The organism is Streptomyces sp. BPTC-684 (assembly GCF_030028635.1).
GTDB lineage: Bacteria > Actinomycetota > Actinomycetes > Streptomycetales > Streptomycetaceae > Streptomyces > Streptomyces noboritoensis.
Window position 1 is genome coordinate 1,885,850 of the sequence record NZ_CP124863.1, and the last position, 14,111, is coordinate 1,899,960.

Consider the following 14,111-nt stretch of genomic DNA (forward strand, 5'->3'; position numbering starts at 1 on the left):
CCAGACTCCCGCCCATGCGAATGATCTACGCCCTGCTCGTCGGCATCGACGCCTACCGCGGCCCCCGGCATGCCCGGCTCTCGGGCTGTGTGAACGACGTCCTGGCGGCCCGGCGGGCCCTCGAACACCGCGTCGGCGACCGGCTGTCGGTCCGTACGCTGCTCGACGGCGAGGCCACCACGGCCGCCGTCGAGTCCGCGCTCCGCGACCACCTCGGGCAGGCCGGGCCCGACGACACGGCGCTGCTGTGGTTCTCCGGGCACGGCACCGAGCTCGTCCTGGGCACCGCCGAGGAACTGGCCGTGGAGGCGACCGGCCGCAGCCAGGCGCTGGTCTGCGTGGACGGGCCGCTGCCCGACAAGCGCCTGGGCGCGCTCCTGGACGGGCTCGCGGCGGGCGGCGCGCACGTGGCGGCGGTGCTCGACTGCTGCTTCTCGGGCGGCGGCACCCGGGATCCACGACGGGCCGCGCGCTTCACCCCGCCCGACCCGTCCTGGCTCCCGCCCGCCGCACCCCGGGACACGGGCGGCCCCCAGCGCGCACCCGGCCACGTACTTCTGGCGGCGAGCCGCCTCAACCAGCTGTCGTACGAGGCGGATTACGCGCCCGAGGACCCCAGTGCGTCCGGCCCTCTCGTCCGGCGCGGGGTCTTCACCCACGCGCTGCTCGACGCCCTGCGCACGGCGGGCCCGGACGCCACCTACCGGGAGCTGCTCGCCGCCGCGCACGCCCGGGTGCGGCGCGCCCGGTTCGAGCAGCACCCGGTGCTGTTCCCGGCCGACGCGGGCGGCCTCGCGGACACCCCGTTCCTGGGCGGGGCGCCGCGCACGCCGAGCCCGCACCTGCTGCGGTTCGGGGCGGACGGCTGGGAGGTGGACTGCGGGCGGGTCCACGGGCTGCCCGGCGGCCCCGGCACCGAGTTCACGGCGACCGGTCCGGGCGGGGGCTCGCTGGCGGCCCGGGCCGTACTGGCGGACCGCACGCTGGTGGACCCTGACGGGTGGGCGCCGGAGGCCGGGCGGGTGCATCCGGTGGCGCTGACCTCGACGCCGCTGGCGTCGGCCGCCGTGACGGTCGCCGGGCCGGAAGGTTTCGCCAAGTCGCTCGCGGATCACCTCACTTCACCGGTCGTACGTCTGGTGACGGGCCCGGAAGCCGAGTCCGCCGGGCTGCTCCTCCGCGTCGAGGCACACGGTGACGGGCAGGTGCGGGTGCTGCGGCGCGACGGCTCGCCGTTCGTGGCGCCGCTGCCGCTGTACGACCCGGCGGACACCGCCCGGGTCGCGGACTGCCTCACGCATCTGGCCCACTGGCACGGCATACGCGACCTGGAGGCGCGCACCTCGCCGCTGCGCGGGCACGTGCGGGTGGAGGTCGTGCCGTGGGGCGACGAGGAGCCGCTGGTGCCGGACGGCGACGGCGAGATCGTCCGCGCCTACGACGGGCCGCGCGAGCCGTGGGTCTCCGTCCGGCTGCGCAACGTGGGCGACCGCCCGCTGTGGTGCGTCCTGCTCGACCTCAACGACCGGTACGCCATCAACTCCACCCTCTTCCCCGGCCACTTCATCGCCCCGGGCCACACCGGATACGCCCTCGACGGCCAGCCCCTACAGCTGAGCCTGCCCGCGACCCGGGCGCCGCGCCCGGGGGCGTACGCGCGCGACTGGCTCAAGCTGATCGTGGCCGAGGGCGAGCTGAACACGGTGCCGTTCCGGCTGGGGGCGTGGGATCCGTATGGGCCGGGGGCACGCGGCAGCGGCGCCCCGGACGGTGTGCTGCGGCTGGCCGGGCCCGGGGGCCGGGACGTCGGCCCGGCTCTGGCGGCCGGGCCCGGCCAGTGGGCGACGCGCACGATCGCGCTGCGGACGGTCGTGCCGGGGCCGGACGTCACTGGCCCAGGTGCGTGAAGCCCGCCCAGGCGCTGAGGTCCGCCGGGTCGATGGCGCCGGCCCGGGCCGCGAGCACCGGCGGCAGTTCGGGCGGCAGCTCGCGCGCCGGGTCCAGCATCCACAACTGGGCGCGGCGCAGGGCCCGTACGGGCGTCTCGTCCTCGCGGCGCAGGAAGTAGTGGGTCATGAACATCAGCACGGAGGTGGCGTCGTCCGGGACCGGCCAGAGCGAGCCGACGACCGAGCGGGCGCCCGCCACCAGGAAGGCGGCGGCCAGGCTGTAGGCCTCGTTGTGGCCACGGCCTGAGACATGGCTGCGGCAGGCGGCGAGCAAGACGAGGCCGAGCTGGCCGCGCAGGGTGCCGGTGAGCTGCTCGGCGGCCAGCTCGCCGCCCTTGAGGGAGAGGTAGGCGCTGCTGCTGCGGCTCTCCTCGACGGCGGCGTGGCAGGCCAGGTGCAGCACGGCCCCGCCGTCGCCGCCCTCGCGCAGCCAGTGCGCGACCTCGTCCGGGGTGCCGTCGCCGGTGCGCAGCCCGAGGAAGCGCGCGTCCGGGTAGAACGCCCGGCACACCGCGTCGGCCTCCTCGCCCGCGTACCGCAGGTCGCCGGTGGGGTTGCCCACCACCAGGGCCGAGCCGGTGTGCGGGGTGCGGGGGCGGGCGGCGACCTCGCAGAGCAGCCGGGCCGAGGCGGCGTACGAGATCTCCGCCTCCTCGATGGCGTGCCGCCGCGCCCCGTCGCCGTCGGGCGCCCACGCCGCGTGCCAGGGCACCAGGCCGAGCGCCCCCATCGGGACGAGGACGAGCCGGGGCACCCGGCCGGGCCGGTCGGGCACCACGAAGAGGTCGAAGAGCGGGCGCACGGCGGCGTACCAGGCCCAGGAGCAGAGCCGGTCGAGCTGGTCGCGCAGGGGCCGCGCCGGTGCGGCCCCGCCCCAGCCCGGCACCGGCCCGACGTCGCGCCCGGCGGCCCGGGCCGCCGGCTCGTACTCCCGCAGCGGCCCGGCGTCCTCGGTGAGCCGGGGCAGCGGTACGTGGTGCACGTCGCCGCGCGAGGTGACGAGGACGGCGATGCCCCCGCCGTCCTCGGACCTGGGCACCAGATAGACCAGCGCGTCCTTGCCGAGCGCCTTCAGGGCGTCGCCGATCTCGCCGGGCGCGGGCGTGTCGAGGAGCCGGGCGGCCCCCGCGCCGTCCCCGGTGGTGCCGTCCGCCGTCAGCGCCGAGAGGGCCTTGCGGCGCAGAGCGCTCGGCACCAGGTCGGCGCTCGCGCCCGTGGCGCGCCACTCCCGGGCCAGCGCGTCGTGGCCGCCGCCCTCCAGGAGTTCGGGCACCGAGGAAGAGGTGGTGGCGGCGTGCAGGACCAGGCCCCGGCAGGAGTCGAGGGCCTGCACGGCCTCCTCGGGCGCCCCGTCCGCCAGGCACCACGCCGCCACCTCCAGGGACATGGCCGTGGCCAGACGTGCGGCCTCGGCGGCGTCGGCCGTGCCGGACTGGAGCAGCGCCGCCCAGGCGTGGCCGCGCAGCGCGTCCAGGCCGTAGCGGCGGCCCGCCGCGCGGTCCCCGGTCCGGCCGCGCGTGCGGTACGCCCGGCCGAGCGCGAGCGCCGCCTGCGCCCAGAGCCGGTGCCCGGGCCCGGCGGCCTGCCGCGTCGCCGCCTCAAGGAGGCCGATGCCCTTGGCGAGGAGCTCGGTGCGGCGGTACGGCAGCCGCTCCCCGGAGGCGAGCCCGCAGTACACGCTGCCCGCCGTGTGCGAGTAGCGCAGCCAGCTGTCGCTGCCCTCGTCGCTGAGCGCGAGCCCCTCCTCGATCAGCGCGAGCGACTCCCGGATCCGCTCCACGTCCCCGGCGAGCCCGGCCCGGCGCACCCGCGCGATGCCGCCGTCGCCGAGCACCCAGGCCCGGTGGTCGCGGCTCAACCGGGCGGCTCCCCGGCGCAGTTCGGCGGCGGTGGGCCGGCCGGCGAGCGGGGGCGCGGGCGGGGCGCCGAGCCGCTCGGCGAGCTCGTCGCGGGCCGAGCGGGCGTTCTCCAGGAGGGTCCACAGCTCGATGCGGGAGGTGTCGTCCTCGGCGAGCGTGCCGATGGCCGCGTGCAGCGCCGCGATGTGCCCGTCCGTGGCGGCCAGATCGCCGCTGCGGGCCGCCTGCGCCGCGTCGTAGCCGGACTGCTGGGCGTCCATCAACCGCCGTGCGTACGGCGGCAGTTCCGGGTTCTCGCGCAGCTGCCGCCAGGCCTGCGCGCCCGCCGCCATGTCGTCGGCGGTGCCGCTCATCTGGCCCCGGTGCACGGTCGCCATCATCCGCACCAGGCCCAGGTCGGCGCCGACGCCGGGACCCTCGTCGGCGCTGTCGAAGTGGGCGAGGACCTCGTCGAGGCGGGCCCCGGCCCCGGCCGCCAGCTCCTCGGTGAGCAGCGCGCCGCCCGCCACGGCGTGGGCCCGGCGCCGCCAGTCGGGGTCGTCGTCGGGGCCCGGCCGCAGCACGGCCCGGGTCAGCGCGTCCTTCTGCTCCTTGGTGACCTGGTCGCCGTGCGGGTCGAACATCGGCAGGTGCGCGAGGAGGGCGGCCGCGCCCCGGGTGTGCTCGACACTGCCGGGCTCCAGCTCGCTCCACTTGGCGAAGACGTGGTCGAAGCCGTGCTTGGCGCGGTCCGGCGAGGCGGCGTCGTTGATCAGCGCGAAGTAGCCCTCCTCGCCGTAGTCCAGCTGGTAGGTGCCGTCCTGGACGCCGTCCATCATCGACTTGTAGACGCTCCGCACCTCCTCGAAGGAGACGTCCGGCCCCTCGCTGTCGTCACCGAGCCCGTGCTCGGCGAGCATCTGGCGGGCCCAGCCGAGCATCAGGACAGCCATGTCCCGCAGCTCCTTCTCCGCGTCCTCCTCCCCGATCACCGCGCGGGCGGCGAGCGCCACGTCGCGCAGCCGCTCCGGGTCGGGGTCGTCGCGGTAGCGGGTCTGCTGGGCCACGCAGAGCAGGGTGGCGGTGGCCGCGAGCCGCCCGTCCCGCTCCGGCTCCCACTCCAGGAGCCCGCGCCGCAGCAGCCGTACGCCACGGTCCTTGGCCGCCGCGTCCCCCCGGACGACCCCCCGCTCGTACAGCACACGTCCGAAGAAGTCGAGGTACTGCGGCAGCAGTCGCTCCTCCACTCCCGGGTCGGCGGCGAAGAGGGTCCCCAGCTCGGCCTCGGCGGCGGCCGCCTGCGCCTCGTCCTGCCACATCGTCCAGATCAGCGCCCGGCACAGCACCAGCTTGTACTCGGCGTCCTCCGCCCAGGACGGCCGCTCGCCGCCCGCCCGCCGCGCCTCGCCGGCCGCCGTGTCGAACTCGGCGCGCGCCTCCTCCAGTTCGGTCCGGGTCCTGGTGGCGCGGCCGTGCAGCATCAGCGAGACGGCCCGGCTGTAGCGCACCAGCGGGAGGTCGCTGTCGGGGTGGGCGGCGTCGAGCACGGCCGCGTAGTGGCGGGCCGAGAGCAGCAGGTCCTCGCCCTCGTCGCTGAGCAGCGCCCGCTGCTGGCGGAGGAACCCGAGCGCCTCGTGCAGCTCCGGGGCCTCCGGGGCGTCGTCCGCGAGCGCGTCGAGCAGCGCCTCGTGGTGGCGTACGGACTGGTCGAGCAGGGCGAGCCGCTCCTCGGCCGTCCCGTCCGAGTCGATGAACGCGGCCCGCTCGGCCCACAGTTCGTTGAGGTTTGCCTTCAGGTCGTCGTTCTCGGGCACGCGGAGTCCGGATCTCATCAGGGCGCGAGGCGCGCGTGGTAGGGCAGCAGGACGGAGTTCAGCCACTCCTCGCCCGCCGGGGTGGCGAACTCGACGGAGTCGTCGGCGGTGGCGGCGAGCGCGTCCGGCGGGCAGCGGTCGCCGAAGAGCACCACCGCCCGGTCGCCCGGCTCGCGCTTGGAGGCCCACAGGAAGCCCTGGGCCCACGGTTCGGTGTGGCGGCGGATCCAGTGCGCCCAGTCGCGGGTGTACGGATAGTCCCGCGACTCGGCCTGGACCAGCCAGCTGTCCTGGTGGACGGCGGCGAGCTCGTGCCCGGTCACCAGGGAGACCACGTCGATCCCGGTGGTCAGCCGCAGCACGGTCAGCCGCCGCCCCGCCACCGCGACCTTGGGCACCAGGCGGGCGCCCCCGGCCGGGTCGAACGGCAGCGAGTGCAGCAGCGTCTCGCTCACCGCCGACTCCGGGCTGAGCCCGGCGTACAGATAGCCGTACGCGTCGCAGCCCGTCGAGTCGAACCGGCCGCCCCCGTAGAGGCAGTGCGCCGGGACGGGGTTGAAGGAGTGCCCGGCCCGGCGCGCGGCGTGCACCCGGTACAGCACGGTCCCGGCCGCCAGGGTCACCTTGGCCGGAGTCCCGGCCATCGCGGCGGGCGGCTGGTAGTTCGGCACGGGCTACTCCCCCTCGACGAGATGGCGGGCGGTCGCGGCGAGCCGCCGGTCGTCGGGGGTGCCGAGCAGCCGTACGGGCTCGGTGCCCAGCCAGGCGTTCTCGGACAGCCACCAGTCGGCGGCGCCCCATGGGTCGGTGTCGGCCCGCAGCACCTCGTTGACCTCCAGGACGGTGAGCCAGGGCAGCGTGCCCTCGGAGAACTGGAAGGCGGGCAGCCGCAGCACCCCGCCCTCGCCGCGCAGCCGCACCAGCCCCGGTGCGTACGGGTCGCCGCCCGCGCGCAGCACGGTGTCGCCGTCCACCGCCGGGGCCGCGAGCAGCCGCTCCCGTACGGCGCCGAGCACCGGCCCGACCATCCGGTGGCCGTCGAGCAGCAGGACGGCGAGGTCCTCGGCGCGAAAGCCCAGATAGGTGGCGTCCAGTTCGTCCGCGTCGGGCAGGAACGCGGTGGGGGCGAACCGGCCGGGCCCGAACCGGTCGGGCAGCCGCGTGCGCAGCAGCTCCACGGCGCGTTCGGCGGTACCGGCGGGATCGGCCTCAAGCCGGGCGGCGGCCCGTACGCGCGCGAGCAGTACGGCCAGCTCCTCCCGTACGTCGGCGTCGAGCCGGGGCCCGACGGTGTCCCACTCGGCGGCGGCCGCCGCCAGCACGGCATAGGGATTCACGCGATCTCCGCCCCCAGCAACTGCTCGATCAGATCGGCGCGTTCGGCGCGCCGCACCACGAAGTGCAGGTCCCAGCGGGCGCCCCGGGCCAGCTCCGCCTCGACGGCGGCCCACACGGCGGCGAGGCTCTCGGCCGGGGCGAGCCCGCCGCGCCCGGCGCCGAGCAGCGGCAGGCACAGGGAGGCGAGCGGCGGCCGGTGGCGCCCGGCCTCCTCGCCGAGCAGCGCGAACGCGCGGGCCACGGCGCGGGTGACGTCGGCGGGCAGCACGTCGTAGTCGTTGGTGCCGGCCCGGGGCACGGCGACGGCCGCGTGGTAGAGCCGCCGCACGCCCTGCCGCTCCATGGCCCCGGCGCCGGTGACGGCGACCGTGCCGGGGGCGACGGCGCCGCCGGGCCTGCCGTGCCGGGCGACCCAGGCCCGCAACTCGTCGTGTATCCGGTCCTCGACGAGCCCGCCGGCCGGGTCGCGCAGGGCGCCCGCGCGGCGCAGCGAGGCGGCGACGGAGGACTTGTAGGCCTCGGGGAGCGCGAAGTACGTGTTGGAGGGCGAGACCACCACGTCGACGTCGCGGAGCAGGTCGGCGGGGTGGACGTGGACGGTGATCCGCGTGGACCGGACCCGCAGCCGCCGGTGGGCGGGGGTGAGGCGGGGTGCCGCGCGGCGGGTGCCGGGGAAGATCACGACGGGGGCATCTTGTACGACCGTACGGCCCACCGGGGCCATGCGGACGATCTGCTCGGCGACCTCGCCGAGCACCATCAGCTCATGATGCTTGCGGAAGCGCTCGACGCTGATGCCGTAGACCTGCGCGGCGCGCTTGCGGCGGTCGGCGGCCGGCCAGTCGCGGGTGCCCTGGGCGAGCCCGAGGCTGTACTCGGCGGCCTCCTGGAGCGTGCCGCCGCCGATGCGGGAGACCGCGAGCCGCAGCAGCCGCTCGACGGCGGGGAAGTGCGGTGCCCCTGGGGCCGCCGCCTCCAGGCCGTCCGCTATCGCGGCGAGAGCCGGTACCCGGAGCTCCCGCAGTCGGACGACCCCGGCCCGCCGCACTTCCCTCACCTCCGCGAGGACCGCCCCGTGGTCGGGCAGTTGAGTGTGCGGCATGGCGCAAAGAATCGCACCGCACGCGCAGGCATCACAACCCCGCTCCGGTCCTCGGGTTCCCATTGTCCGCCGGGGGCCGGTCGCACTCGGGTCGCGGCCAGGTCGCTTCCAGGTCGAACCGGCGGTGGCGAAAAGGTTCTTGACGAGATATCACCTATGCCCGGACGGATGAAGGACAAGCCATCTTGACGCTGACATGCCATAAGCAGATGCTCGGGAGGCGAGCCGAGAACCACCCCACAGCAACGTCGACATGAACACCCCCACCTCCACATCCCCAGGAGAATTCATGCGACTCCGTACGCGCACGCGCGGCACCGCCAGACGCTCGGCGGGCCTCGCGGCCCTCCTCGCGATGGCCCTGGCCGCACCCCTGACCGCCCACGCCACCGCGTCCCCCGCGCCGTCACCCCGCGAACGCGCGGACGTGGCCGCCGACGAGGCCACCACCCAGTACGAGATCCACGGCCCGGCCACGCCCGCCGCGCGCACCGCCATCGCCGCGACCGGGGTGGCCATCGACGAGGTGCACGAGCACACGGTCGTGGTCAGCGCGGACGCGGCGCAGGCGAGGAACCTGCGCACGCTGGGCTACAGGCTCAAGGCGCTGCCGGGACCGTCGAAGCGCACCAACGGGGTGGAGGCCCAGCCCTTCGACTTCCCGCCGGCGGACTCCAGGTACCACAACTACGCCGAGATGACGACGGAGATCGACCAGCGCCTGGCGGCCTACCCCTCGATCATGAGCAAGCGCGTGATCGGCAAGTCGTACCAGGGGCGGGACATCGTCGCGATCAAGGTGAGCGACAACGTGGCGACGGACGAGAACGAGCCGGAGGTCCTCTTCACCTTCCACCAGCACGCGCGCGAGCACCTGACGGTGGAGATGGCGCTGTACCTGCTGCGCGAGTTCGGGGCGGGCTACGGCAAGGACTCGCGCATCACCAACATGGTGAACAACCGCGAGATCTGGATCGTGCCGGACCTCAACCCGGACGGCGGCGAGTACGACATCGCGACCGGCTCCTACCGCTCGTGGCGCAAGAACCGCCAGCCCAACTCCGGTTCCTCGTACGTCGGTACGGACCTGAACCGCAACTGGAACTACAAGTGGGGCTGCTGCGGCGGCTCCTCCTCCAACAGGGGCTCCGAGACGTACCGCGGCACGGCCCCCGAGTCCGCCCCCGAGGTGAAGGTCGTCTCCGACTTCGCCCGCAGCCGGGTGGTGGGCGGCAAGCAGCAGATCAAGGCGGGGATCGACTTCCACACGTACAGCGAGCTGGTGCTGTGGCCGTACGGCTACACCTACAACAACACGGCGCCGGGGCTGACGCAGGACGACCACGACGCGTTCGCGGCGGTGGGCGGGAAGATGGCGGCGTCCAACGGGTATACGCCGGAGCAGTCCAGCGACCTGTACATCACGGACGGCACGATCGACGACTACCTCTGGGGCACCCAGAAGATCTTCAGCTACACGTTCGAGATGTATCCCGAGTCGGGCAACGGCGGCTTCTACCCGCCGGACGAGGTGATCGAGCGCGAGACGTCCCGCAACAAGGACGCGGTGCTGCAGCTGCTGGAGAACGCGGACTGCATGTACCGGTCGATCGGCAAGGAACAGCAGTACTGCACGGGCTGACCCGAGATTCCGCCCCACCCCGCCCCTTCCCTAAACCCTCCGGGGGTGGGTGGGGGTGGAGGTGGGTTTCCCGGGGGCTACGCCCCCGGACCCCGTGGCGGGGCCTGCGGCCCCTGCACCCCGCTTCGGGGCTACGCCCCGGACCCCGGGCAGGGGTGGGTGGGCTGCCGGAGGCTTCGCCCCAGACCCCGTTCGCCTGCGGACCGTGCTGGGTTGCTCGCGCAGTTCCCCGCGCCCCTAGAAGCGGATGCCGCGCAGCGGCATTCAAGGGGCGCGGGGAACTGCGCGACCAGCCCCCACCGGCCCGCAGACAAACCAGGGACCCGGGGCGGAGCCCCCGCTCGGGGGTCCGGGGGCGTAGTCCCTGGTGACCGCCTTTCGCCCCCTCACCCCCGGAGGGTCTCGGGAAGGGGCGGGGTGGGGCTAAATCAGCAAGCTCAGGAGCGCGGCCACCCCACCCCCCACCACCGCCAGCACACTCTCCAGCACCGTCCACGACCTCAACGTGTCCCGCTCCGTAATGCCGAAGTACTTCGACACCATCCAGAACCCCCCGTCGTTGACATGCGACGCGAAGATCGAGCCGGCCGAGATCGCCATGATGATCAGGGCCAGGTGCGCCTGGGAGTAGTCCGCGCCCTCGACCAGCGGCACCACGATGCCCGCAGTCGTGACGATCGCGACCGTCGCCGACCCCTGGGCCACCCGCAGGGCCACCGAGATCAGCCAGGCCAGCACGATGACGGGGAGGCCGACGTCGTGGAAGGTCCTGGCCAGCGCGTCCGCGATCCCGGACGCCTTGAGGACCGCGCCGAAGACCCCACCCGCACCCACCACCAGCAGAATGTTCCCCACCGGCTTGAGCGACGCCGTCGACACCGTCTCCAGGGACTTGCGGGACCAGCCCCGCCGGATGCCGAGCAGGTAATAGGCGAGCACCAGCGCGATCGTCAGCGCCACGAACGGGTTGCCGAAGAACTCGATCACCGAGCGCCCGCGCGAAGGGTCCAGGGCTATCGACGAGAACGTGGCCGACAGGATCAGGAGCAGCGGCGTACCGATGATCGCCAGGACCGTCGCCAACGAAACCGGCTTCTCCGGCGGCGTCACCCCCGCCGCCTCCTGCTCCGCCGCCACCGCCGCCCGCGCCTCCTCCGCCGCCTCCACCATGTCCTGCGGCACCTCGACGAAGATCCGCTTGCCGATCCACGCGGCGTACGCCCAGGCCGCCACCACCGACGGGAGGCCGACCACCGCGCCCATCAGGATCACCCAGCCGAGCGAGACGTGGAACAGCCCGGCGGCCGCCACCGGGCCGGGGTGCGGCGGCAGGAAGGCGTGGGTCATGGACAGGCCCGCGAGCAGCGGCATGGCGTACAGCAGGATCGACTTGCCGGACCGCTTCGCGGCCGCGTACACGATCGGCGCCAGGACGAAGATGCCGACGTCGAAGAAGACCGGGATGCCGAAGACCAGGCCGGTCAGGCCCATGGCGAGGGGCGCACGCCGCTCCCCGAACAGGGCCAGCAGCCGGGCGCTCAACACCTCGGCTCCGCCGCTGACTTCGAGGATCGCGCCCAGCATCGTACCGAGCCCGATGATGATCGCCACGTGCCCGAGGATGCCGCCCATGCCGGACTCGACCGTCGAGACGGCGGCGGACTTCTGGACCGTACCGAACAGCTCGGTTACAGAGAGACCGGCCCCGAGGCCGACGGCTATGGAGACGGCGAGCAGCGCCACGAACGGCTGGAGCCTGACCTTGATGATCAGGTAGAGGAGGAGGGCGATCCCCAGGGCGGCGACGGTCAGCAGACCGGTCGTGCCGCCGACGAGGGGGAGGATCCCGCCGGTGTGCGGCGGGGGCGGCGGGGGCGCGGTGGCGGCGAGCGGGTACGACATGCGAGGACTCCCAGGGCTGGCAGGGCTGTTCCAAGGCGTGGGGGACCGCGGGGCGGCGCCCCGGCGGTCCGGGGCGCCGCTCCGTGCGGCCTGTGGAGCGGTCGTACTAAGGGCAAGATCAGGCGTCCAGCACAGCCAGCGCGTCGATCTCGATGAGCAGGCCCTTCGGCAGGCCCACGTACACCGTCGTACGCGCCGAGGCGGGCGCCTTCAGGCCCTGCTCCTCGAAGTACGCGTTGTAGATCTCGTTCATCTCGGCGAAGTGGCCGACGTCGGTGAGGTAGACGCGCATCATCATGACGTCGTCCCAGGTGGCGCCGCCCTCCTCCAGGATCGCCTTGACGTTGGCGAAGGTCTGGAGGGTCTGCGCGCGCAGGGTCGGTCCGGCGGTCGTGGGCGGCTTGCCCTCCTCGGCGGGCAGGAACCCGACCTGCCCGGCGACCTGGAGGATGTTCCCCTTGCGCACACCGTGCGAGAACTTGGCGGGCGGGGCGGTGTGAGTGGCGGGGGTAAGAGCGACTTTCTCGTTCTTCTCGGGCTTCTCGTTCTTCTCGGTCATGAACTGCCTTCCTTCTCAGGGATGTTGCCGGAGTACTCCCGGCTGACGGCGTCCGCGGTGCGGCGCACCAGCGGGAGGAGGCCGAGGAGTTCCTCGGCGGTGACGACGACGTTGGGGGCGGAGACGGACATCGCCGCGACGACGCGGCCGTCGGTGCCGCGCACGGGCGCGCCCACGCAGTTGATGGACTCCTCGTGGCCGCCGAGATCGGTGGCCCAGCCCTGTTCGCGTACGGCCGCGAGCTCCTTCAGGAACGCGGCTGCGTTCGGCGTCGAACGGGACGTGTACATGGGGTAGTCGAGCTTGTCGGCCACCGCGCGGCGCTCGGCGTCGGGCAGGTCGGCGAGGAGCAGCTTGGCGACGGCGGCGACGGTGATGGCGACGGGCTTGCCGACCCGGGAGTACATCCGCACCGGATAGCGGCTCTCGACCTTGTCGATGTACAGCACCTCGCCGTCCTCGTACACGGCGAGGTGGACGGTGTGTCCGATCCGCTCGTTGAGCGCGACGAGGTGGGGGTGCGCGATCTCCCGTACGTCGAGGTTCTCGACGGCCTCCTGGGCGAGCGCGAAGAGGCGGGCGCCGAGGCGGTAGCGCTGGTCCTCCTGGCGGTAGACGAGCCCGTGCTCGTGCAGGGTGCGCAGCAGCCGCAGGGCGGTCGACTTGTGCACCCCGAGCCGCTCGGCGACCTGCCCGAGGTCGGCGGGGCCCTGCGCGAGCAGCGGCAGAATGCTCAGCGCCCGGTCGACGGTCTGGCTCATGACGTACGTACCTCCTGCTCCTCCCCCGTCCACCCGGGGCCGAGACGAAGTCTCCCCCAGGCGTCGTCGTCCAGAGCGGCAAGCCGGTCGGCGTGCGCGCGGGGCGGCGGAGCCGCGTGGTCACCGGGGACGGTGAGCGCGGCGGCGGCGAACAGGTGCCCGAAGCGCGCCCGCTCCCGTGCGGGGAGCCCTCGCAGGGTGCCGTGCAGAAACCCGGCGGCGAAGGCGTCCCCAGCGCCGGTGGGGGCGACGACGCGGACGCGGGGTGCGGGAACGGCTGTCGTCCGGCCGTCCGTCGGTGGGGGTTGCTCGCGCAGTTCCCCGCGCCCCTTAATGGGCCCGGAGGGCCCTCCTAGGGGCGCGGGGAACTGCGCGAGCAACCCACCACGGTCCGCAGCCGAATCGCTCCCTCGGAGAGTTTCGGGAAGGGGTGGGGTGGGGGACTCAAACACGGTCACCCCCCGCGCACCCCCCTTGACCACCAGCACACCCGGCTCCGGCAGCGCCTCCCGGATCGCCGAAGGCCCCCGCAACCCCCACGCCTCCTCCGCCTCGTCCTCACCGACGAACACCACGTCCGCACCCCGGGCCAGTTCGAGCAGCACGCGCGGCCCCGTCGCGTCGCGCCACAACCCCGCCCGATGGTTGACGTCGAACGACACCAGCGGACGCCCGACCCGACGCGCGACCAGCGCACGCATCAGCTCCAGGCACCCAGAAGACAACGCCGCCGTGATCCCCGACAGATGCAACACCCGCCCCGCCCACACCTCACCCCACGGCACATTCGCCACCGACATCGCGGAAGCGGCCGACCCGGCCCGGTAGTACGCGACCTCGTGCGTCCCGGCCGCCCGGTCGTCGGCGGTGCGAAAGTACACGCCGGTGGGGCGACCGGGGTCGCGCCGCACCCCGGACGTGTCCACCCCGTACGCGCCCACCGCCTCGACCAGGTGGTCCCCGAAGCCGTCCGCCCCCACCCGGCTGACCCACTTCACCGCGTGCCCGGCGGCCGCCAGCGCGCACGCCACGTTGGACTCGGCGCCGCCGATCCCCCGGGCGAAGGACGGCACGTCGGCGAGGCGCCCGGGCCGGGACGGCAGGAAGGTGACCATGGACTCCCCGAGACAGACGACATCCACATCCACCACGCGCCCACACTCCCCGCACCTCGCCCCGGCGCACCATTGACCCGGCGTTGGCCCG

At 74.2% G+C, this 14,111-nt stretch carries 10 protein-coding genes; 2 read left to right on the forward strand and 8 right to left on the reverse strand.

What is annotated here, in order from left to right; genetic code table 11:
* The first annotated feature begins 14 nt into the window (after nt 1-14).
* Complete coding sequence (locus QIY60_RS08320; RefSeq protein ID WP_283141826.1) at nt 15-1,907, forward strand: caspase family protein; 1,893 nt, start codon at nt 15-17, stop codon at nt 1,905-1,907.
* On the opposite strand, the gene QIY60_RS08325 is transcribed toward QIY60_RS08320, so the two are convergent.
* From QIY60_RS08325 to QIY60_RS08340, 4 genes are read right to left on the reverse strand one after another with little or no spacing between them, the layout of a single operon-like run.
* The gene (locus QIY60_RS08325; RefSeq protein ID WP_283141827.1) at nt 1,888-5,601 is read right to left on the reverse strand and encodes a CHAT domain-containing protein; all 3,714 of its coding nucleotides are present in this window, start codon (nt 5,599-5,601) and stop codon (nt 1,888-1,890) included. The two genes, QIY60_RS08320 and QIY60_RS08325, sit on opposite strands and share 20 nt — an antisense overlap.
* Before the next feature lie 17 nt (nt 5,602-5,618).
* Nucleotides 5,619-6,272 (reverse strand): RES family NAD+ phosphorylase, encoded by a 654-nt coding sequence (locus tag QIY60_RS08330; RefSeq protein ID WP_283141828.1) that lies wholly within the window; start codon nt 6,270-6,272, stop codon nt 5,619-5,621.
* A gap of 3 nt (nt 6,273-6,275) precedes the next feature.
* Nucleotides 6,276-6,938 (reverse strand): hypothetical protein, encoded by a 663-nt coding sequence (locus QIY60_RS08335; protein WP_283141829.1) that lies wholly within the window; start codon nt 6,936-6,938, stop codon nt 6,276-6,278.
* Nucleotides 6,935-8,041 (reverse strand): hypothetical protein, encoded by a 1,107-nt coding sequence (locus QIY60_RS08340; RefSeq protein ID WP_283141830.1) that lies wholly within the window; start codon nt 8,039-8,041, stop codon nt 6,935-6,937. Before QIY60_RS08340 ends, QIY60_RS08335 begins: the two co-directional genes overlap by 4 nt.
* 289 nt (nt 8,042-8,330) lie before the next feature.
* Between QIY60_RS08340 and QIY60_RS08345 the strand changes: the two genes are divergently transcribed.
* Nucleotides 8,331-9,683 (forward strand): M14 family metallopeptidase, encoded by a 1,353-nt coding sequence (locus QIY60_RS08345; protein ID WP_283141831.1) that lies wholly within the window; start codon nt 8,331-8,333, stop codon nt 9,681-9,683.
* A 423-nt stretch (nt 9,684-10,106) separates the two neighbouring features.
* On the opposite strand, the gene QIY60_RS08350 is transcribed toward QIY60_RS08345, so the two are convergent.
* The 4 genes from QIY60_RS08350 to QIY60_RS08365 form a co-directional block, all read right to left on the reverse strand.
* Nucleotides 10,107-11,585 carry a gluconate:H+ symporter gene (locus QIY60_RS08350; protein ID WP_283141832.1) on the reverse strand — a complete coding sequence of 493 codons (1,479 nt, stop codon included), beginning with the start codon at nt 11,583-11,585 and terminating at the stop codon, nt 10,107-10,109.
* 118 nt (nt 11,586-11,703) lie between these two features.
* Nucleotides 11,704-12,144 (reverse strand): RidA family protein, encoded by a 441-nt coding sequence (locus tag QIY60_RS08355; protein WP_283141833.1) that lies wholly within the window; start codon nt 12,142-12,144, stop codon nt 11,704-11,706.
* Nucleotides 12,141-12,905, reverse strand: a complete 765-nt coding sequence (locus QIY60_RS08360) for an IclR family transcriptional regulator (RefSeq protein ID WP_283141834.1) — start codon at nt 12,903-12,905, stop codon at nt 12,141-12,143. Before QIY60_RS08360 ends, QIY60_RS08355 begins: the two co-directional genes overlap by 4 nt.
* On the reverse strand, nt 12,902-14,047 hold the full coding sequence (locus QIY60_RS08365; RefSeq protein ID WP_283145858.1) for a sugar kinase: 1,146 nt from the start codon (nt 14,045-14,047) through the stop codon (nt 12,902-12,904). Before QIY60_RS08365 ends, QIY60_RS08360 begins: the two co-directional genes overlap by 4 nt.
* Between the last annotated feature and the right edge of the window lie 64 nt (nt 14,048-14,111).